Source organism: Niallia sp. FSL W8-0954 (genome assembly GCF_038005605.1).
GTDB lineage: Bacteria > Bacillota > Bacilli > Bacillales > Cytobacillaceae > Niallia > Niallia circulans_A.
Genome location: NZ_JBBOTN010000001.1, coordinates 2,407,171 through 2,428,717, shown reverse-complemented (window position 1 = coordinate 2,428,717; position 21,547 = coordinate 2,407,171). Strand labels below are relative to the sequence as shown.

Genomic DNA, 21,547 nt, shown 5'->3' with positions numbered 1-21,547 from the left:
TAACTAGTTAGAATGATTTTTACATATGCACGTACCACAGCCAATTAAATCCCAAACAAACACACGAAGGTTAAAGTTGTACCTTCGTGTGCTATTGCGGAATCTCATAAACTTAGGCTATTTCCAAGTTTTTAAAAAATTCCTTATTCTATTTTTCCACAAAAGTATTTTTGTGAATATTTTTGGTTGTTTTCCTTGCTTTTGCATTTCATACATACTTGCAATGGTAATTAGAATAGTTCCAGCAATTAATAAATATACCCACCAAGGAAAATTACCCCAATATGGTCTAGTTTGCAATAATACATTTAATATTAATACACCAATTCCCACAAAGAAATAAGATTTATAGCGGAAATAAAATCCTGATAAAATGGATATTACCGCAAGCCCACCCAAAATGATGGCATCATAGATTGTATGAGAGAGATAGCCATCCATTGCTAAGAGCAAGGCCGAAATGGTTACAACGCCCCATTCGATCTTCGTTAGTAGTCCGGACGCATGCTTGACGATCTTCTTTGCGGCAACCATGACGACAAGTACTGGTAATACTCTTAGCTCTGTCTCGATATATTCCTGGATAGAAATAATTGATAACATAGAGTAATATGGCAACAGTAGTGTAACCAAGCCAATAAGTTGAGGTACCCATTTAATTTCTTTCCCCACCCTATTTTTTTGGATAAATACTAGCAATGCGAGTAACACTCCCGGAATAACATTATCCCACTTTAAATTTGTTTCTATTACGTATAAAGAGAAAATGGTAAGAAAACTTGCTAGGAAATAAAAATCAATCCACTTTTCTCCTTCTTCCTGCCACTTTGTAATGAATGGATATACAATAGTGCTAATAAGCATAAATATAACTCCCCAAACCAGCGTAAACAGATACCGATCGATTGGCAGAAAATCATGCATGAATACTTCATTATTCATAAATAGGAAAACTATTCCAATAAACGAAACAAGATATAATTTTTCTAGATGGATTATAAGTAGCAGGAGTGCAATATAAACAAGGATGATGGTGTAAGTTATGATAGTAAAAGGTGATGCAAACATCCAATATATTATCCCAACTGAACTAAATGGTAAGAAAAAGAAAACAAGCTCTTTCTTTTCTTTTTTCAGATAATAAATCCCAAATAACGCCATTGACATTACCGTAAATGCGATGTTATAAGCATTCCCTCCTGCAAAGCCAAAAGGAAAAGCCGCTGCTATAAAGAAATAACTAGATAGATAGCTACCATATCGAAATGTCATTTTTACATATTTATTCGCTACTAAATAGACACTTATACTATAAGCAATGAATAAATAGATAAACGGCAGGAAGGAATTATTTTCTATTATTAATCGATCAATGATAATACTTCCGATAATATAAATATGGGAAAGCGTGAGAAACGGCAGCTTGAATGATGTGTTTTTTAATCCTAAAGACAGCATAAACAGACCAATCCAGCCATACTTCATAAGTAGTTCAAAAACAATTGTATCTGTGTTCCAAATAGAACCTACAAGACTGAAATAGCTAATCAAACTAACGATTCCGATTAACCAGGCTATAAGGATGTTTTTTATTTTTCGATACAAATCATAAAAAATAAAAATTGACGCTAAATATATTCCTGTAGCCACCCATTTGTTTAGTATGAAATATTCCAAAATTAACAGCAATCCAAATCCGTACATGATTTGTCCAATGAAATAGCCGTTTCTCCCCATCTGCTTATCGATTTTTTCATATATACTTCCCGTTAAGATGGTAACTAAACTTCCTAATGCTATTGACAATGGAAGTCCTTGCTTCTGGATTAAGCTAATGGATTCTGCTGTTGTAAAATAAACACAAAAAACAGTAAACGGAATTATATAGGCAAGAAGTTGCTGCTGAATTTTATTTTTTATGAAACGACTGCCGCTATATAGACTTAGGGCAATTCCTGCTATCATAAAAGGTATATACCATTTCCCTAAAAAGATTGCTGTTGATAAAAAGGCTATTAGTACCATCCAGGCAATATTATAAATGGCAGAAGGTTTTCTAATATCCTGTAATAGATACCAATTATTAAAAATCCCTAGCAAAAATAAAAGCCCGATATTAATCCCGTAGCTGACAAGGAAAAAACTGTCGAGATCTTTTATTAATGGAATTAACAGAGCAAGATTCCATAAAGCTAGGTTGATAAAGAGAACCGGCAAATAACGAATAATTACATATGTTAGCCTTTTTGCTAAAAGGATGAATTCTACAGCCAGTAAGAGATAGGCAAACACTAAATACAAACTTCCAGCGAGAAAAAGTTCCCAATAAAAAAGAATGGTTACGAAAAATGTTGCCAGAGCAATGACAAAGCTTGTAAACTCCCAAACTTTCCCCCACTCTATCTTTCCTTTTAAGATAAAGACAAAAGAAAGAAGGAAAATACTAAAGCAAGCAAAGGCTATTGGCAATAAGTCTTCTAGAATTGGATAGGTAAAAATTCGATAAAGCCCAAAGGCTATAGCAGTAGTTATGTAAAAATGATCATGCTTTCGTTTCGTTAATGCTACGGTCATAATAAATAGACTGCTGATTATCAAATAGTAAAAGCCATTTATCACACTGCTCTCAAACAGAAAAGTCATAAATAAAGCAGTTAAGATTAATTGCACTTGAACAATGGGTGTGAGTTCCTTCTGAAAATAATTAATCCATTTCATGTGCTGATACCTTAATAAAACATAGATGGTTATAAATTGATAAATGATCATAAAGAAGAAGAATCCATCTAGTGCTAATGGTAAAAAAGCAAGCAGAAAGGCAATCGTTCCAGTGATAGTCCCAATCGTTAGTATTTTATAGAGACGGGACTTTAAATAAATCGCTAAAGCTGCATATATAGGGAATAGAACCAAACCAGCGATTACTCCTAATAAGAAACGTCCCTCGCCATATATAGAAAGATAGTCACCTGCTAACTGAAAAAAGCTTATTGACAAAAATCCTATTGGAAGAAAAAGACTCCCCAGAAGAAAGAAAGCAAAGGCTGTATGGTCGATCTTTATTATTTTTTTCGATAACATGGCAAAACCAAAAAATAAGATCGAAACAAAGAAAATAGATACTGCCTTCAACCAACCGGGCATAGAGTCCCAATTACTAGTTGCAACCACTAATCCACCTATTAATAATAGAAAAACTCCTAAATAAAGCAACACCCCTATATTTCGTTCGCGCAGCTGTTCAGGAGTATGTTGTTTCTTTTGTATGGAAGGCTGCTTTTTCTTTTCTTGTTTCTCCATTACTTTTACTTTTACTTTTTCTTCTATTTCTCCATTTTCTTTTATCGCCTCGTCCTCTAAATACTTTTGGAAACCAGACTTAATATCGGTATAACTCGTTTCTGTTATATATTCCTTCGAATACAATGATTCTACCATCCGATTAAAAAAAATAACCATATTTTTTTGCATTTTATGCATCCTTTCTATAATCACATGCATTTCATACCATTTAAACTAATGGTGTAATTTTACAATAAAGTTATTTATTTTTCAATATATTTTATTTTCAAAAAAAGAGGATATTCTTCTTATATAAGCGAATTTATTTTCCATATCGAAATAATTGGAGGAATGGATAGAATGGATGTTATTCAACAATATTTAAAAGAAAAAAGAAAAGAGCACTTAGAGGAATTATTCTCCTTTTTATCATTAGAAAGTATTAGTGCCCTTCCTGAACATCAAACAGATATTGAAAGAACCGCAGAATGGTTAGTGCACGCTTTAACAAAAGCTGGATTAGAGAATGCTGCCATTCATCAAACAAGCGGCAATCCTGTCGTTTATGCAGATTGGCTACATGAGGAAGGGAAGCCGACCGTATTGGTGTATGGACATTATGATGTTCAGCCAGTTGATCCCCTCGAATTATGGGAATCTCCTCCCTTCACACCCGAAATTCGTAACGAAAAGCTTTATGCTAGAGGAGCCAGTGATGATAAAGGCCAAGTTTTTATGCATATTAAAGCAATCGAAGCAATTCTTAAAACGACAGGTTCAATACCAGTAAATATTAAATTCTGCATCGAAGGAGAAGAGGAAATCGGCAGTCCAGCCTTACCGTCTTTTGTAGAAGCAAATAAAGATTTATTAAGTGCCGATGTCATCGTTATTTCAGATACAGGGATGATGGAAAAAGGGAAACCAACGATTTGCTATGGCTTAAGAGGATTATGTGGGATGGAAATCTATGTAAAAGGTCCAAAAAGTGATCTGCATTCTGGGTTATTTGGAGGAGCAATTCAAAATCCTATTACAGCTTTAAGCCACCTATTAGCAAGTTTTCATGACGAGAATGGAGTCATTTCTGTCGAAGGCTTTTATGATCGGGTAACTCCTTTAACAAAGCAGGAAAAAGCTGCTTTTACAGCATTGGATATCACAGATGAATCAATTATCGAACAAACCGGCTCTCCTTCCCTGTTTGGAGAAAAAGAGTTCACTACTTTAGAAAGACTTTGGGTACGCCCAACCCTTGAGATAAATGGAGTTAAAGGTGGATTTCAAGGAACGGGCGTCAAAACAGTTATCCCTTCTGAAGCGAGAGCAAAAATAACATGTAGACTAGTTCCAGCGCAAGATCCAGATGAAATTGTTGCTTTATTGAAGAAGCATATTGAAAAGCATAAGCCAAAAGGAGTGGATGTAACGGTTCAATTATTTGATAAAGGCAATCCCTATGTTACTCCCTTTGATCATAAAGCTATTCAAGCAGCTGGAAGAGCGTATGAAAAAGTATATCAAGTACCTACTTCCTATACACGCGGTGGAGGTTCTATTCCTATCGTAGCCGCTTTTGATCAAATTTTGCAATTACCAGTTGTCTTAATGGGATTCGGCTTACCAGATGAAAACTTCCATGCTCCAAATGAACATTTTCATCTCGAAAACTATGACAAAGGCTTAGAAACCATCTGTCATTACTGGTTCGATCTGGCAGAGGTTTGGTAAAAATAGCGCGAACTAACACTAAATATCAAATCAGCTCCCGTCTCCCTGCTCCTTTGAAGGATAATCCGCCATTAGCATAGATAAAGGGAGCTGTATTTTAAACTACAAATTTAGCTAATTAATTTCCAATTCTTCATAGACATAGGTTGTATGATCTATTTTTTCAAAATACTCATTTTGTTTTCCGTTTTCTATATACATAGTCAGTTCATGCATTGCTCTTGTACAAGCTGTGTAAAATAATTCTTTCTCTAATTCGCCTTCATAGCTGGAAGCATTATAAAGGATAACTCCATCAAACTCTATTCCTTTTGCTAAATAGGCTGGTATCACAGATATACCTTTTTCATAAGAAGTCGTTCCTTTTTGAATCAAACGAACATCCAATTTTGCTTTAAGTCGCTTATATACTTCCTTACTTTCTTCAATTGTTTTGCAAATGATCGCAATTGTTTTATGGCCTTTTTCCATCCACTCTTCTATTTTCTTTTGGATGTTCTTTATTTTCTTTTCACTATTTGCCGCATTTACGACTGCAGGTTTTTCACCATGGCGATTAAATGGTTCAATTAAGTCTCCATTTACAGTCAAGCCTCTTGTAAACTCAATTATTTCCTTTGTTGAACGATAACTTTTCATTAACTCTATTCGTTCAACTTCTTCACTCTCTTCATTTCCAACAATCTCATTGTGATGGTGTGCATAGATAGCTTGGTTAATATCGCCCAAAAGCGTCATTTTACTATAGGGAAAAAGTTCCTTCAAATAGTTAATTTGGAAATCAGAATAGTCTTGTGCTTCATCAATAAATACTTGGCGAATACCAGACGTTGATTTTTTGCCTTCTAGTTTATCTTTTAAGTAAGCAAAAGGAGTTCCATCCTCATACGCAAGGAAGCTTTGATTAAGATTAGCAATCGTTTGTATTCCTATCGTTTGCCACTCTTCCTTTGATAACTCTTTAGGACATGCTAAATGAAAAATATTTTTGTATATAGCAGCAAAATCAATAAACCTCATTTTTTTTACGGCTGCATAAATAGATTTAAAATATCGGTTTACAATAATCTTGCGTAAAAATTTTTCCTCTTCCTCAAAATACGCAAATTCTTGCTCTTTTCCATTTTTCGTTTCAGATGCATGGAATGCTTCTAAATATTCCTCTTTATCTAACAGCTGAATTTCTTCATCCACCCAAGGTTGATTTCTTTCTGCTTTAGCATGTTTTTTCATTTCCTTTTGCGCCCATTCAATTAATAATTGCATTCGATTGGGAATCGTAATAGTGCTATCCATTTCGTAAAATTTTCGCGTCAGTTCTTCGCTAGAGATAAATACTTTTTTCCGAAACATAATATCCTTAAATACAATCCCATCATTCTGCAGATGTTGAAGATATTCATCGATTAGCTCTTTAAATGCAGCACTACTTTTATATTGAATACTTATTAATCTTTGCGCTTTTTTTGCCTTGTTTGTTTCTGTTAACAAATACTCTAATTGAGAAAAGGAGTCTTCCACTTGATAAGATTTGCCAATCCTTGATTGCAAATACTCATAAAAGGTAGACTGACGCATATTCTCTTCTCCCAGCTCTGGCAGGACAGTGGAAACATAACTATTAAATAATGGGTTTGGCGAAAATAGCATAATATTATCCGATTTTAATGTATCTCGATGTTTATATAGTAAATAGGCAACTCGTTGCAAAGCCGCGGAAGTTTTCCCACTTCCAGCAACTCCTTGTACAAGCAAATATTTACTTTTATCATTTCGAATAATTTGATTTTGCTCCTTTTGAATAGTAGCAACAATTGATTTCATCATGGAGTTGGCATTATTACCAAGCACTTCTAGTAATAATTCATCTCCAATAGTAACACCAGTATCAAATAAGCTGATTAGCTTTCCATCACGGATAATGAATTGTCTTTTTAACAATAATTCCCCATTAATTTTACCACCTGGTGTTTGATAAGACGCTGGTCCTGGTGAATAATCATAATAAACACTAGAAATCGGTGCCCTCCAATCATATATGTAAAACTCTTCATTCTTTTTATCCATAAATGAACGTATGCCAATATAAACTGGTTCAGTTTCCTCCCCCTCCTCCTTAAAATCAATCCTTCCAAAGTAAGGAGAATCCTTTAATTTATGAAGAATCTTTTGTTGTTTATGAATCTGTCCATATGTTCGCTCCCGCTCACCAAGTAGTTCTGCTTGCTGCTTAATACTTGTAAATGTTTCAATGACATCATCTGGTTCATCTAAATTTACAGTAACATCTTCCCAGAAACTAGAACGCAGCTGACTTACATCACCGCCAATATGGTTAATATCAGTTTCTAATACTGTTAGCTTCTCTTCAATTTGTTTACGAACGAAATCTATTCGTTTTTGTTCCTGGTCTTTTTCTAGTTGTTCCTTATTGTTCATAGTGTCTCCACCCCTAATAAATTATCTTGACAAGCAGAATCATTTTGTGATATCATTATTATAGAAATAATATATTCTTTTCTAAAAATGAATTCACTAACAGATTCATTTATTTTAACATATCTATCAACAAATTACCATTATTATAATAAAAGACATCCCATATCCTTTACGGATATGGGATTTATTATGTGTTTAGTTATATTTTTGCCATGTTCCGTTTGATTAAACCTAACTCCTTCGCTCATTTTTAAGCAGAAAGACAAAAATGGACTCCTACACGTTCATAAAATCTTGATAGATCCATAAGCCGAAATAATGATAAATAGCCTGCAACCTAAAGAAAATATTTCAACCTCTCCTGTCTGATAACCAGATATAGCAAAAATGATTATAAAATATTTTTATGTTTATTAGCAAAAAAATCTCTTTCCACTCACTGGAAAGAGACTTTTTTTGCTTATTCTTCCGCTGATTCCTCTGAATCAGCCTTGCTAGTATTACCTTTTATATAATTATAATCCTCACGATTTATTGGTTTAAATCCATCTGGTTTATGGAATCGCAATAAATCCTTCGTCACGATGCTATCAGATGCTTGTAATTCAGCAGCTGCTGCTTCCGCTTGTTCTTTTCCTTTTTCTGCATCCACTAACTCGCCATTAGCATCATAATAGTTATCGCCTATCTTCGTTAGTGTAGGAGAAACAAAGTCACCATTTCTAAATGGAACAGTTTCACGATGCTGCTTAGAAAGCAAATCAGAACCAACTTGTAAATAGTCCTTTGTATCAATACCGAGAAGATGCATTAACGTTGGCATTACATCTACTTCGCCACCGTATTTACTTACGACATTTCCTTCTACACCTGGTACATGAATAAATAATGGTACACGTTGTAACTGCGTGTTCATAAATGGTGTGATTTCCTCTTCACCAAGTACTTTTGCCATTGCTTTATTATGATTTTCAGAAATTCCATAATGGTCACCATACATAACAATCACTGAATTATCATATAAACCAGATTCTTTAAGTTCTTTAAAGAATAAACGGATTGATTCATCTAAATAATGAGCAGATTGGAAATAATGGTTTACAGCATTGTCACCAAAGTCACCTGCTGGGAAGTCAGTATCCCCCTCATCCATTTCAAATGGATGGTGATTAGATAGTGTAATAAACTTTGTATAGAATGGCTGCTTTAACCCTTCAAGCAGAGGCATACTCTGTTCGAAGAACGGTATATCCTTCATACCATAGTTTTTTGTATTTTCTTCTGACATATCATAATACTCTGCGTCAAAGAAATAATCATATCCAATCGTTTTATACATTTCATTACGATTCCAGAAAGTTTTATAATTTCCATGGAATGCAGCGGAGGTATATCCTTCCCCTTTTAAAATAGCTGGTGCTGATTGCAGTGTATTTTGCGCTTTGTTTACAAAAACAGCTCCTTGGGACATTCCATATAGAGAATTTTCCATCATAAATTCTGCGTCAGATGTTTTTCCTTGTCCTGTTTGATGGAAGAAATTATCAAAATAGAACGTATTGTCATCTTTGATAAGTGAATTTAAAAATGGTGTTACTTCTTCTCCATTTAATTTGTAATTAATAATAAAGCTTTGTAAAGACTCTAATGAAACATAAATAACGTTTTTACCCTTTGCAGCTCCGAAGTATTTGTCATTTGGCTCTGCATAATTAGCACTAATAAAGTTTTGTACTTCCGTAATATCGCTGCTGTCCGCCAATGCTCTTTGACTTTCTGAACGCGCATTTTGGACGATATCATAAATTGTGAAGTTATATGCACCTAAATATTTCACTAGATAGTTTCTATCAAATGAACGACTTAATAATTGCGGGCGATCTGCCTCCGCTAAACCTAAATTAATAACAAATGTTAAAATAGCTAGTGCAAAAACGGATTTTGCTGCTCTTCTATTTTTTTGTACCGTAGGTTTATACGCTTTAGTTGCAAGTAATACGATTAAAATAATTACATCTAGGAAATAAAGTATATCATAAGGTTTAAGTAACGATAGAATACTATCACTTAATTGTCCACCATTTACCTTAACCTGCGTTATTACCGGAACTGTTATAAAGTCCGTAAAGAAGCGATAATACACTATATTTGCATATAATAATGCTGACATTAATGCCGTAATAATCGTAATATAGATAGGCTGTGCTTTCCCTTTAACAAATAAAGCAAGTCCAATAAAGAGCAGCGCTGAGCTCAATGGATTAATAAATAGTAGAAATTCCTGCATAGGTCCCTGTACGCCAATGCTGAACTCTACTTTATATCCAATATACGTTTTCATCCAAAATAAAAATATGGCGATTAAAAAGAAAGAAGAATGTTTTGTTAAAAATTTGCGAAATAATTCTACCGTACCTTTCAATCCCGTTCACCTCAATTCAAATAATTAATACCTCTTAATATAATGTTTATTTTCCCTTAATTAGTGCTACCTTATCTACATATGTTACTGCCCTTCTTTTTGTTCATCTTCTTTCAGAAGTAGCAGATGATGAAATGACGTAATCCATTATAACACATCATTTTCAAAATGGTCATTTCTTTTCCTTCCTATTAATGTAAATTTACATTAAGAAGATTTCAAATTAACCACATCTTACATTAAATTAATGAATATTACCAGCAATATCTATATTTATACGAAAAAAAGAAAGAAAAGCACATGTTTTGTGTTTTTTCGACAAGAATTTATACTAACATTTTTTTCGCAAAAGGAAAATGGTAAATACTCACAGTTCTTTCTTACTACCCTAGGAATAAGTAAGTTAAACAGCGGATAAGCATATTTAATCTTTCCATTATTAATAGTATAATGATTAGGATATTAAAAGGAGGAATTCTACTTGGTACAAATTGATCAAAAAGAATATTTCGATTTATTAGAACAAATATTGAATGTTACAAGTCCTTCAGGAAACACAGAAACCATTATTCAATTAATGGAAAAATACTTACATAGCGCAAATATTTCAACATATCGAAATAATAAAGGGGGATTAATTGCAACTATTCCAGGCAAAATCTCAGAAAAGCAGCGGATGTTGACTGCGCACGTTGATACACTTGGTGCTATGGTGAAAGAAATCAAAGCAAATGGTCGCCTCCGCTTAGATTTAATTGGCGGATTTACGTATAACAGCATTGAAGGAGAAAATTGTATAATTGAAACTTCTTCTGGCAAGACATATACAGGGACAATTCTCCTTCATCAAGCATCAGTTCATGTATATAAGGAAGCAAGAACTGCTGAGCGCAATCAAGCTAATATGGAAGTTAGAATTGATGAAATCGTAAAAAACCAAGAAGATGTTAAAAAACTAGGCATTTCTGTTGGTGATTTTGTTTCTTTTTATCCGCGGGTGGAGATTACCCCATCTGGATTCATTAAATCTAGGCATTTAGATGATAAAGCTAGTGTGGCCATTCTGTTATTATTAATGAAAAAAATAACGGAAAATAATATTGAGCTTCCGTATACAACTAATTTTCTTCTTTCCAATAACGAGGAAATTGGCTATGGCGGCAATTCAAATATTCCAATCGAAACAATCGAATATATGGCTGTTGATATGGGGGCAATGGGAGACGGACAATCCACAGACGAGTATACTGTCTCCATCTGTGTGAAAGATGGTAGTGGACCATACCATTATGCCTTACGAAAAAATCTTGTTCAATTAGCTGAAAAACACGAAATTCCCTATCAATTAGACATTTATCCATATTATGGATCGGATGCATCTGCCGCAATACGATCTGGTCATGATATTAAACATGCATTAATCGGACCAGGTATCGATTCCTCTCATGCATACGAACGCACCCACTTTTCGTCTATTGAGGCAACTGGTCAATTGATTTATCATTACCTGTTAAGTGATTTAGTCTAATTTCTAGCCAACTACCAATGAGCTTTAAGACGTTCACATAATGTAATTGTAATGCGTCCGGATAGATAGATGGTGGTTTCTTAATAGAAAAAAGAGGATGACATCTTTTATTATGAGTCACCCTCTTTTTTGTTATTCAGGCCTTTTCCCTTTTTGCAATTCCTCAATTGTTAAACCAAAATCCATTTGAAAATGGGGATAATCTTTAAAGTTTGCCCAATCGCCACCCCATTGAAAACCTAAAGATTTCGCTATTTCAACCACTTCTGACCAATCGCTTTTGCCATTCCCATTACCATCATATTTCATATCCCAAATAACGACTCCATTAATATCCATAAGAGCAAAATCAATCGCTAGTCCATAATTATGATACGACTGGCCTCCTTTTGCATTTGTGACAATGGAACCTTCTCTCGTTCTTCCTTGTTCATATAAGCGATTCTGTTCCTCTACACTCCTGAAGTCCTCTGTGATAACTACCCGAATTCCAATATCACCAGCTTTTTTAACAAGAATATCCTTCTTTTCATTTACAACCGGGTTTAATTCAACAGGCATTGGAACATCCCTATAATCAGGCTGGTTTAATTTCCAATATAATAGAAGAATAAAGAAAAAAATCAATATAATAAATAGGCTTCTTCCATGCTTCTTTCTTTTTTTTCGCAAAATACCGCTCCCAGCTTCTAAAGTTATTATTAGGTTTTCCTCCAAAATGATTCTTTCATTTCGTTATCGTAAATATTCAAATCGCGTAGTACTTCCCGTTTGCCCAGCGATTACCTCGAGTCTAATTTCCATTCGATCTTTCAATTCTGGAACATGGGAAATCACCCCAACTAATCGACCTGAATTTTGGATGTCCATCAATGTTTCAATTGCTTGATCCAATGATTCTGGGTCTAATGTACCGAAACCTTCGTCAATAAACATCGTTTCAAGGGAAATACCACCAGCAAAGTTTTGCACAACATCACACAATCCTAACGCTAGGGCAAGTGAAGCTTTAAAGCTTTCTCCTCCTGACAGTGTTTTCACATGCCTTTCTTGGCCTGTATACTGGTCAAATACGAGTAACTCTAAACCACTTTGGACATTTCCTTTTGATCGGTCACTCTTGCGGACAAGCTGATATCGTCCGCTTGTCATTTTATTTAATCTGCTATTGGCTTGAAGCAATATTTCATCCAGGAAAGAAGCCAATACATAGCGTTCAAAAGTAATTCGTTGAGCATTTTGTCCTCTGGAAATATCATATAAGTGACCGACAAGTTTATACTGATTTTCCAGATCCTTTACTTGTCGATTTATTGAAATCACCTGATTATATATTTCTTTATTTTCTTTTTGCTTTATTAACATATTTGTATGTTCTTCCTGCAATTTATTTGCTTCTTCGATAATAGTCTTAAGCTTATTTTGAAGATCTTCCATGTTCGGAATGGTAATATCTTTAAGCGTATTTTCTAAATCCTTTAATCGATCGGAAACAGACCGACATTCTTCTCGGTAAGCTTGTACTGACTCTTTGAGCTTCTCTACTTCCTTTTCCAACAATTTACTATCTGAATAAGAGCGATAGGTTGAAAAACCTTGCTTTGTCATGCTTTCTAAAAAAATCTCTCTTTCTGTCTGCAAGCTATCAGTGAGCTGTTTAATTTGTTTTTGTACACTTTCGAAACGGACGGATTCTTTTTGCCAATTTTCTTTCGACATCTGCACTTTTTCTTGCGCTAACTTTAATTGAGCTTCTAACTTCTCTAACTGAAGCGAACTTTCCTTCCACACTGTTTTATACCGAGATAGATCACGCAGTTCAGCTGGAATAGCATCTTTCATATTTTTCCATGTGGTATTATGTTCTGTGTATTGGATAGTAGTCTCTCGCATCACCACTGCTATTTTTTCAAGCTCAGATTGCAATTCATGATAGCGGCGCTCAGCACTAACAAGAGATTGTTCCATCTTATCTCTTTCTGTCAATTGTTCCTCAAGTCTCTTCTGTTCGGTATTAATTCTGTGAAGTTCGCTTTTAATCGTATTTACTGCTATCGTACTTTCTTCATTAGTAAAATCCGGATAAATATCTTTCACTTTCATTAGCTTATTTTGAGCATCTTCCTCTAATAATTTCCACTGTGTATTTGCTTCAAGCCAAGCCGCTTCTGCTTTTGCCTTTTCCCTCTCTATTGCTTCAAAATCTTTTTTCGCATTCTTACGGTCTTCTTCCGTTGCATTGTCTTCATGATTTCTATTTGTTGCCGGATCAGGGTGATGTACACTTCCACAAACTGGACAAGCCTCGTCTGGCTTTAAGCTGCTCGCTAAAATATATGATTGATTGATAAGCCATTTATTTTCCAGTTCTTCTACTAGTTTTTTTGCATCTTCCACTCTTCTTAGTGTATTGTCTAGCATTTTTTCCTTTGATTCCGCATCTACTTTTTGTCTCATCGTGCGATTTAGTACTTCTAAATAATCATTCATTTTCTCTAAGATAGATTGTAAATTCCGGAGCTTGTCTTTGTTTTCTAGCAGCATTTCCTTTATTCCGTCTAACTGCTTTAAACGTTCTTTCACATTTTGTATCATTACTTCTTTCTCTTTTCGTTGATTTTGAAGTAACGCTTCCTTAGCCCCTAGACTATCTAAATCTTTTTTTATAATGCTTAGTTTTCCTTCTACTTCCGCAAAACGAAAGACATCCTTCTCCATATTTTTTAAATCGACAAGATAATCAGACAACTGTTTTCGTTCTACTTCTTTTTCTACCTCTTGATTTAGTTGTTTTTCTGCCTCTTTTAATTGACTATTAAGCTTTTCTAACTTGAATTGAATCATTTTCTCTTCTAAATTTCTTTCATCGATTTGTTTTTTTAAATGATGGCAAATTTCTTCCTGTTGGGCAAGAAGCGCTGCTTTTTGCGCCATATTAATTTTATTTTCTGTTTCTGCATATTCCTTCTGTTGATTATTTAGTTCTTTTAAACGGGTAGAAAGCTCTTCTTTAAGCTTTATTTGTTTTAATATAGATTCTGCTTCATATAAATGTTGCTTCAAACTATCTCGATCTGTGTTTTTCCGATCCAATTTTTTCTGTAGCTTTTCTATCTCTTCTCCCATTAATACAATTTCTTCTTTTAATAGAGGAAGAATCGCCACATCATTATCACGATCTGCTTCCAATTGAGTGATGAGATCCTGATGATAAACTGCCGTTATTTTCGATAAGGCATTGGTACGTAACAGCACTTTTTGTTCTACTTCTTTTTTTAGTGCTTGTGCTTGTTCCTTTAACTTCTCTTCAATCCGCTTATACATTTCCGTATGAAATAATCGCTGTAGGATATTTTCTTTTTCTTTACTATCGGATGTAAGCAATCTACGAAATTCTCCTTGAGGGATCATTAGAATTTGCCGAAACTGATTGCTATCTATTTGCATGATTTCTTTTACTTTTTCATCGACATCACGGATAGAGGAGGCAACAAGTTGTTCATTTCCATCTGCATCAAACGTATATAATTCTGCCTTAGCACCGATAGTTGTATATCCATCTCCTCTTTCCTTTTTCTTCTCTTGCTGAGGTGCTCTTGTAATTAAATATCGGTTTTCTTTTAACTTAAACTCAAAACTGACTTCTGTTAATAAGGAGTCTTCAGCGAACTGGCTTCTTAATTCTGGACCATTGCGGTCTTCTCCACTTGCTTTCCCGTATATCGCATAACTAATTCCGTCAAAAATCGTTGTTTTCCCAGATCCCGTTTTTCCTGAAATAACAAACATAGTACGATTTCCTAAAACAGTAAAATCAATGACTTCTTTTCGTGCATATGGGCCAAATGCTTGCATCGTTAGCTTTAATGGTCTCATTTCGCTCCCTCCTCTCTTAGAACCTGGTTAATGACCGTTGTCATCCATTCCTGTTTTTCTTGCGTAAAATCGGCTGTTGTCATTTCTTCATAAAAAGAAGCGAATAACTCTAATTCATTTTTTTGAACTTCTTTTTGAACTTGTAAAATACTCTTTTCTTTCCGGTCTTTATTTTCTATTTTTCTTTCTAAATGAAGAACATTGGGATAAACTTGTCTTAATTTTTGAATCGGATCAAGAATTGCCCCTTCATCAAGTAATGTAATTTTTAAATAATCATCTACTTTTTGCTGCTGATAATAGGAAACGTCTAGCAATTCTTCTAAGTATCCTTCCATTTCTCGCATATCTCTTTTCGGCATTAATGTTTGATAGCTTTGCGTGAAATTCCCTTTTTCATCTATTTCAATGATAGATACTGATTTCTTCTGTTTTGCTTCAGAAAAAGAATATTTCATCAATGATCCCGAATACTTTACAGTTGGATGATGTATAGCATCTGGACTGTGCAAATGTCCTAAAGCTGTATAAGAGAAGGGCGCAAATAATTCTGCACCGACACAGCCAGATCCGCCAACAGATAATATTCTCTCAGAATCTGTTGTTTTTCCGCCAAGTACAAAGCTATGTCCGATGAATACATTTGGCTCATTTATATTTAAATTACTTTCGATCTTGCTAATAATCGCTTTCATTGCATCATGATGATTAAGAATAGTATCATCCGCTAATAATTTTCTTACCACTACCGGCTCACAGTATGGCACTAAATAAAAATTCACACCAGAAAATGAAATCGGAGTAAAGCTATTTTCTATTTTACCGTTTAAATAAAAACGATTCTTCTGATACCAAGAGCTTCCAAAAGATAATCTTTCGGCACTATCATGATTTCCGGAGATCGCAAGAATCGGAGTATTTAACTCGACATTAATAAAATATAATACTTCATCCAATAAATTCACGGCATCAGTCGGAGGGATCGAGCGATCATATAAATCACCGGCTATAATAACTGCATCTGGTTTTTCTTTCTCCACTAGGTCCATAAATTGTTTCAGCATAAATCGTTGATCTTCTGTCATATACAAACCATGCACTAATTTTCCTAAATGCCAATCGGCTGTATGAATAAATTTCATTACTTTCACCTCTATGTTTATGAAAAAAACTTACGTTTTTTTAGTATATTAATTATTAATAAAAGAATATATTCTATTATTATAACAAACTATGAAAAGATGAGGATATCAGAGAAGGAGTAAACCAATTATTTCTATAAAAGGAGACATTATTCGTTTGACAGATTACCAAAAGAAAAAGGCCAGACCATTTTTTGGTCTGACCTTTTATATATGAAGAGTAGCTATCCTTATATTTTAGTAACGTTAGCAGCTTGTGGTCCACGTGCACCTTCAACAACTTCAAATGAAACGTCTTGGCCTTCTTCTAGAGATTTAAAGCCTTCAACTTGAATCGCTGAGTAGTGTACAAATACGTCATTACCATCTTCAGCTTCAATGAATCCAAACCCTTTTTCTGCATTAAACCATTTTACTTTACCGTTTTTCATGTAAAAAAATCCTCCTAAAAAAGCTTGCTAGCTTCATCTTTTAATTACCATTTTCACGCATAAGCATTTGGCTATTAATCTATCATTTTAAGTTGTTGATTGAATAAATAACATACTAAATACGTCAATAACGGTTAATGTAAATTTAACAGTTTTAGCTATTATTGTCAATAGAAAACCCTTTCATTTTTCGGATAATTATAAATTCCGGTTATTTTTTTAGCGATATACTACTTTTTGATTAATTCTGGTAAACTCTGAATAGATTTTATCATTATATCTAACTTTGTTTCGATACGATTCAGCAGATAAAAGCTGACAACTATCGGAAACCCTACTTGGCTTATAAATGATATAACCTCATCCACTCTGTACGCCTCCCAATAAAGTTTACCTATTACGTTTCAGGCGGATTAATTATTCCCAGACGCAATAGGTAAGCTGTTTAACTTGCTATTTATGCGTTAGATTTCATAATCTGTTACCATTCTTTCCACTAATCGAATTCCTTTTACCGCCATTAAATCACCATTATTTGAAGTAAAGACCTTGGATGCAATAATACTTTGCATGACAGTTAATACTTCTTCAGAATTAACTGGTTCAATCGGGCTTTCAAGGGATAATTTTGAAGTTTTTCCATTACTCGTTTCAAATGTGATCTCTAATGTTTTTGCCATTATAATTTCTCCTTTCTATTTTTTTACTATTGCTGTGAAAATCACTATGCTTCTACTATTTCTGAAGTGTCATTTCGTTCAACCGAGTACAAAGAATAGGTCACTAATGTTGCCATCCCTTGTGCAGCTGCAAAAATTTGTTCTGGAGTTGCCATTTCATTTAAATTTCTAAACGTCTTTGTTACAAGATTCGGCTCTCCATTTTCTTTCATTCCATTTAGAAAAGCCAACTTTAAACTTGCTTCATTCCAAAGCGCTTGTGCCATCAACTCTCACCTCCTTTCAACTTTTAAATAGAGAGAAAAAGTCAAAAAGGACAGTTGTTTTTTTAGAAGCATGAAAATAGTACTTTCTGCTGATGACAATGGTTATGTAAACAATCCGATTTTCTCATCTGTGCATACGATAATCATATAAAATAAAGGAGGGAAGATACTTTGGAATGGTTACAGAGTTTTCTACTGGAACATTATTATATATTAGTACCGGTCCTATGGATTATTGGTTATGCACTTAAACAAACACCCATTATCTCTGATTGGTTGATCATTTGGATTCTTCTTCTAACCTCCATTTCTTTAGCAGCTTTTGCTTATGGAATGACATTTGAAGCTATCACAAATGGAATTATCGCAACAGGCGTATCTGTATTTGGACACCAGCTTGCAAAGCAGACTATATTTAAGGATAAATCTAAATGACAATAATGACAGATTAAAGCAGAATAACTTAATGAAGGATCAATCACCTAAATAGAGTCGATTTTCCTTTTGTTGTTGCAAAAAGAATAATCGACTCTATCATTTGAATTAGTGAATTCACTTATTGTGTCATTAAAATATTATGAAAATTTACATATAATTGGAGTGATCTTGTTGAAAAAAGTTTATATTATAAGACATTGCGAGGCTAAAGGCCAACCATCGGAAGCGCAACTTACTGATAAAGGTTTTAAACAAGCAATAGAAATATCTAAATTTTTTGCAAGAATTAAAATTGACCGTATTATTTCGAGTCCTTATAAGCGTGCTATTCAATCGATCCAGCCACTTGCAGCGCGATTAAATTTAGAAATAGAGATTAATAGAAAATTAATAGAACGTGTATTAAGCACAGAAAGTCTTTCTGACTGGTTGGATAAACTAAAAGCAACTTTTGAAGATTTCGAATTAACATTTGAAGGTGGAGAGTCAAGTCAGGAAGCGATGAAACGAATAGTAAAAATTATTGAAGACGTTTTTAATAATGAACATGAAAATACAATCATTGTTACACATGGGAATCTAATGTCATTACTTTTAAATTTTTATAATAAAAATTTCGGGTTTGATGATTGGCAAAATCTTAGTAATCCTGATATATACCTTTTAAAAAATGTGGGTAATAAAGTAATTTATGAACGGCTATGGAAACAATAATAGCTTTAAGTACAGGTAGATTATGAAGAGATCTACTTCTATTATCGTCTGCTTTCGTTTAGTCAAAAACAAAATCAAATGTAAGAAACTTGCTGCTGTCTAATTATTTATCGCCTTTATTTATTATTTCTAATCTTTGTGCATGTGTTGACCACTTTCTTCATCTCTTCTAGCTAAAAAACTAGCTGGATGACTACTCTACTCATCCAGCTAATTTTTCTGTATATCCTGTTAGTTAGTTGTACTTAAATTCTTTGTTAATTTTTTATAGTTTATAAACATGGCAATTCTCCAAGGAACAATCATACAGAAAGCAAGCATCCAAAACATGCCGCCTAATGGGCCAACATCGATGGAACTACTTAGAATATACTTTGCCACAATTCTGATTGCTAAGAGTCCAAATAATATATAGATAAATGCCTTTGAATTAATTAAATATATATCATTATCTTTTATTTCAAATTTTGTTGTTTTAATTAATAAAAATGAAAACAAGATTCCAGCAATAGCTGCTTGTAAAATTTCTTGTCCGCTAATACGAAAGTATGGAAAAATAAACATTAAAGCTCCAGTACTCATAAAAAAAGGCGGCAATATAATTTTCTTTGGTGAAACTGGCTTCTTAGCCGCTTTCATTCTCATAACCATAACGGAGACACCCATAAACACTGCAATACATGTTGAAATTATGACAGAAGTCATAGAAAAACCCCTTTACTAACCTTTTATCATTGCCTTAAGAATACTTTTAATCTTACCACTAAGATCAGCACACTGTCTATTTATATAAATAGACACAAAGAAAAGATAGGATATGATTATATCATATCCTATAAAAGCATCTACTATATTTGTTATTTTAAAACTCGATTTATTGCATCTAATACTCGCGTATCATCAAAAGGCTTTACGATAAAATCCTTCGCACCAGCTTCAATTGCTTCCACTACCATTTTTTGCTGGCCCATTGCTGAACACATAATAATTTTTGCTTGGGGAAATTCTTTCTTAATTTCTTTAACTGCGTCTAATCCGTTCATCTCTGGCATTGTAATATCCATTGTGACCAAATCTGGATCCAGTTCGCGATATAATCTTATTGCTTCCTTCCCGTTTTCCCCTTCTCCGATAACTTCATGATTCGATCTAGTTAAAATATTTGAGAGTGTTAGTCTCATAAACTTTGCGTCATCCACAATCAATATTCGCGCCATCTTACTTCCTCCTCAACAACCGAAAACACAATATCTAATAGGTAAATAAAATACTAATACTATTACTATTACTATTACTATTACTATTACTAATCCAATATAGCGAATCTTTATCATAATTTCAATGTATTTCGGCATCAAAGTTGACAAATCATGGTATAAAATTATGTAATTCATCCTATTTTAAATCTCTTGCCATTGTGCTTGTTAAATATTATAGCATGGAGTAATGATTAAAAACCTTGAAAATCACCAAAAATTGGTGAAATAACACGTGTTAACCATTTCATCCCATCTACATACAATAAAATTCCCATCACAATCATAAAGAATCCGCCAAATTTCGTCCACTGTACACTATACTTTTTAAGCTTGTTCCAATGAGAAATAAAAAAGGATAAAAAAATAAACGGAAGTGCAAATCCGATAATATATGCTCCTAAATATAGTAAGCTTGTTTCTGGATGCAGGCTTGCTAAAGATAGAACCGCTGCTAGAATCGGACCGTTGCAGGGAGTCCATCCTGCCGCAAAACTTAATCCAATCAAAATGGATCCCAGATAACCAGTTGGTCTGGTCTTAAAAGAAAACCGATATTCTTTCATTAACCATTGAGGCTTTATTAAGCCAATGATAGTTAGACCAAAAAATATGATGATAAGCGAACCAATCTTTCTTATTTCTTCTTGATAGACTTTAAAATATTCTCCTATCAAGGAAGAACCAAAACCAAGGGCAATAAAAATAATCGAAAATCCAAAAAGAAATAGAATTGTATGAATTAAACTAGCATTATTAAGTAGTTTCTCTTCTTTTAACTGTCCGCTAGACATTCCAGTTATATAGGATAAATAAGCAGGATATAATGGTAAACAGCATGGAGAAATAAAACTCAAAAAACCTGCCCCTAATGCAATAAAAAAATTTATATCTACCACTATCTATCTCTCCTTTCTCCATTTCTTATAACTATATGCTTGTACAGCCTATATATGTATCTTTGCGATATTTTTGCATTTACTTCCAAAAATAGATATAATTAAGTAAATTAATTTCCACTTTAACATTTATTAAATAACAGAATTTAGACGGAAAGGAAAATTAACCATGCTAAAAAAGCAATTGCTTACTCAAATTGAATTAAAGCGTACAGAGCTTATTGAAATTGCTATGAAACATGGTTTTTCATCTTCCTCAGCCATTATATGCAGTCAAGAATTAGATGTATTACTAAATAAATATAATGAAATAAATTTAAAAAATAAGTTTCCTGCTTTCCCAAAATCAAAAAAACAATGGAATATCTAAAAAGAGAAAAAGCAAAAAAACCGAAGTTCACTGCTAGATTAGCGAACTTCGGTTTAATTTTATCATTCTAAAG

At 33.7% G+C, this 21,547-nt stretch carries 18 protein-coding genes; 5 read left to right on the top strand and 13 right to left on the bottom strand.

All coding sequences use genetic code 11. The features are described 5' to 3' along the window. Positions 1-117 precede the first annotated feature (117 nt). Positions 118-3,459, bottom strand: a complete 3,342-nt coding sequence (locus tag NX902_RS11945; protein WP_341160741.1) for a hypothetical protein — start codon at positions 3,457-3,459, stop codon at positions 118-120. 183 nt (positions 3,460-3,642) lie between these two features. Here NX902_RS11945 and NX902_RS11940 point away from each other — a divergent pair, with 183 nt between their 5' ends. Next, on the top strand, positions 3,643-5,013 hold the full coding sequence (locus tag NX902_RS11940; protein WP_163188585.1) for a dipeptidase: 1,371 nt from the start codon (positions 3,643-3,645) through the stop codon (positions 5,011-5,013). A 114-nt stretch (positions 5,014-5,127) separates the two neighbouring features. Here the strand turns inward: NX902_RS11940 and helD are convergent, their stop codons facing one another. Together helD and NX902_RS11930 are read right to left on the bottom strand one after the other, a co-directional pair. After that, the gene (gene helD / locus NX902_RS11935) at positions 5,128-7,452 is read right to left on the bottom strand and encodes an RNA polymerase recycling motor HelD (RefSeq protein ID WP_123259453.1); all 2,325 of its coding nucleotides are present in this window, start codon (positions 7,450-7,452) and stop codon (positions 5,128-5,130) included. A 460-nt stretch (positions 7,453-7,912) separates the two neighbouring features. Further along, positions 7,913-9,793 (bottom strand): LTA synthase family protein, encoded by a 1,881-nt coding sequence (locus NX902_RS11930; protein ID WP_235850192.1) that lies wholly within the window; start codon positions 9,791-9,793, stop codon positions 7,913-7,915. 562 nt (positions 9,794-10,355) lie between these two features. Between NX902_RS11930 and NX902_RS11925 the strand changes: the two genes are divergently transcribed. Next, positions 10,356-11,402: a M42 family metallopeptidase gene (locus NX902_RS11925; protein ID WP_123257639.1), complete on the top strand. Its 1,047-nt coding sequence runs from the start codon at positions 10,356-10,358 to the stop codon at positions 11,400-11,402. A 132-nt stretch (positions 11,403-11,534) separates the two neighbouring features. Here the strand turns inward: NX902_RS11925 and NX902_RS11920 are convergent, their stop codons facing one another. From NX902_RS11920 to NX902_RS11890, 7 genes are all read right to left on the bottom strand, one after another. After that, a complete protein-coding gene (locus tag NX902_RS11920) occupies positions 11,535-12,074 on the bottom strand; it encodes a M15 family metallopeptidase (RefSeq protein ID WP_171509609.1) in 540 nt (179 codons plus the stop codon). Between the two features lie 63 nt (positions 12,075-12,137). Next, the gene (locus tag NX902_RS11915) at positions 12,138-15,278 is read right to left on the bottom strand and encodes an SMC family ATPase (RefSeq protein WP_341122874.1); all 3,141 of its coding nucleotides are present in this window, start codon (positions 15,276-15,278) and stop codon (positions 12,138-12,140) included. Next, positions 15,275-16,420: an exonuclease SbcCD subunit D gene (locus tag NX902_RS11910; protein WP_095328513.1), complete on the bottom strand. Its 1,146-nt coding sequence runs from the start codon at positions 16,418-16,420 to the stop codon at positions 15,275-15,277. The genes NX902_RS11915 and NX902_RS11910 overlap by 4 nt, the downstream gene beginning before the upstream one ends. Positions 16,421-16,650: 230 nt before the next feature. Continuing rightward, on the bottom strand, positions 16,651-16,851 hold the full coding sequence (locus NX902_RS11905; protein ID WP_031537602.1) for a cold-shock protein: 201 nt from the start codon (positions 16,849-16,851) through the stop codon (positions 16,651-16,653). A gap of 230 nt (positions 16,852-17,081) precedes the next feature. Continuing rightward, complete coding sequence (locus tag NX902_RS11900; protein ID WP_095328512.1) at positions 17,082-17,219, bottom strand: YvrJ family protein; 138 nt, start codon at positions 17,217-17,219, stop codon at positions 17,082-17,084. 96 nt (positions 17,220-17,315) lie between these two features. Beyond that, positions 17,316-17,531 (bottom strand): DUF2922 domain-containing protein, encoded by a 216-nt coding sequence (locus NX902_RS11895; RefSeq protein ID WP_163188568.1) that lies wholly within the window; start codon positions 17,529-17,531, stop codon positions 17,316-17,318. Between the two features lie 44 nt (positions 17,532-17,575). Next, positions 17,576-17,797 (bottom strand): DUF1659 domain-containing protein, encoded by a 222-nt coding sequence (locus NX902_RS11890; RefSeq protein WP_163188566.1) that lies wholly within the window; start codon positions 17,795-17,797, stop codon positions 17,576-17,578. 171 nt (positions 17,798-17,968) lie between these two features. Between NX902_RS11890 and NX902_RS11885 the strand changes: the two genes are divergently transcribed. Next, entirely contained in the window at positions 17,969-18,232 is a 264-nt protein-coding gene (locus NX902_RS11885) for a phage holin family protein (protein ID WP_095328509.1), read from the top strand. Between the two features lie 165 nt (positions 18,233-18,397). Then, positions 18,398-18,949, top strand: coding sequence for a histidine phosphatase family protein (locus NX902_RS11880; RefSeq protein ID WP_341123735.1), 552 nt, complete (start codon positions 18,398-18,400; stop codon positions 18,947-18,949). 231 nt (positions 18,950-19,180) lie between these two features. On the opposite strand, the gene NX902_RS11875 is transcribed toward NX902_RS11880, so the two are convergent. The 3 genes from NX902_RS11875 to NX902_RS11865 all read right to left on the bottom strand — a co-directional run bounded on the left by NX902_RS11875 (position 19,181) and on the right by NX902_RS11865 (position 21,104). Further along, positions 19,181-19,654: a CcdC family protein gene (locus NX902_RS11875; protein ID WP_163188562.1), complete on the bottom strand. Its 474-nt coding sequence runs from the start codon at positions 19,652-19,654 to the stop codon at positions 19,181-19,183. A gap of 152 nt (positions 19,655-19,806) precedes the next feature. Then, complete coding sequence (locus NX902_RS11870) at positions 19,807-20,166, bottom strand: response regulator (protein WP_095328506.1); 360 nt, start codon at positions 20,164-20,166, stop codon at positions 19,807-19,809. 233 nt (positions 20,167-20,399) lie between these two features. Next, a complete protein-coding gene (locus NX902_RS11865; protein WP_095328505.1) occupies positions 20,400-21,104 on the bottom strand; it encodes a cytochrome c biogenesis CcdA family protein in 705 nt (234 codons plus the stop codon). Positions 21,105-21,273: 169 nt separating this feature from the next. On the opposite strand from NX902_RS11865, the gene NX902_RS11860 reads away from it, so the two are divergent. Further along, the gene (locus NX902_RS11860; RefSeq protein WP_095328504.1) at positions 21,274-21,474 is read left to right on the top strand and encodes an aspartyl-phosphate phosphatase Spo0E family protein; all 201 of its coding nucleotides are present in this window, start codon (positions 21,274-21,276) and stop codon (positions 21,472-21,474) included. The last annotated feature ends 73 nt before the right edge of the window (positions 21,475-21,547 follow it).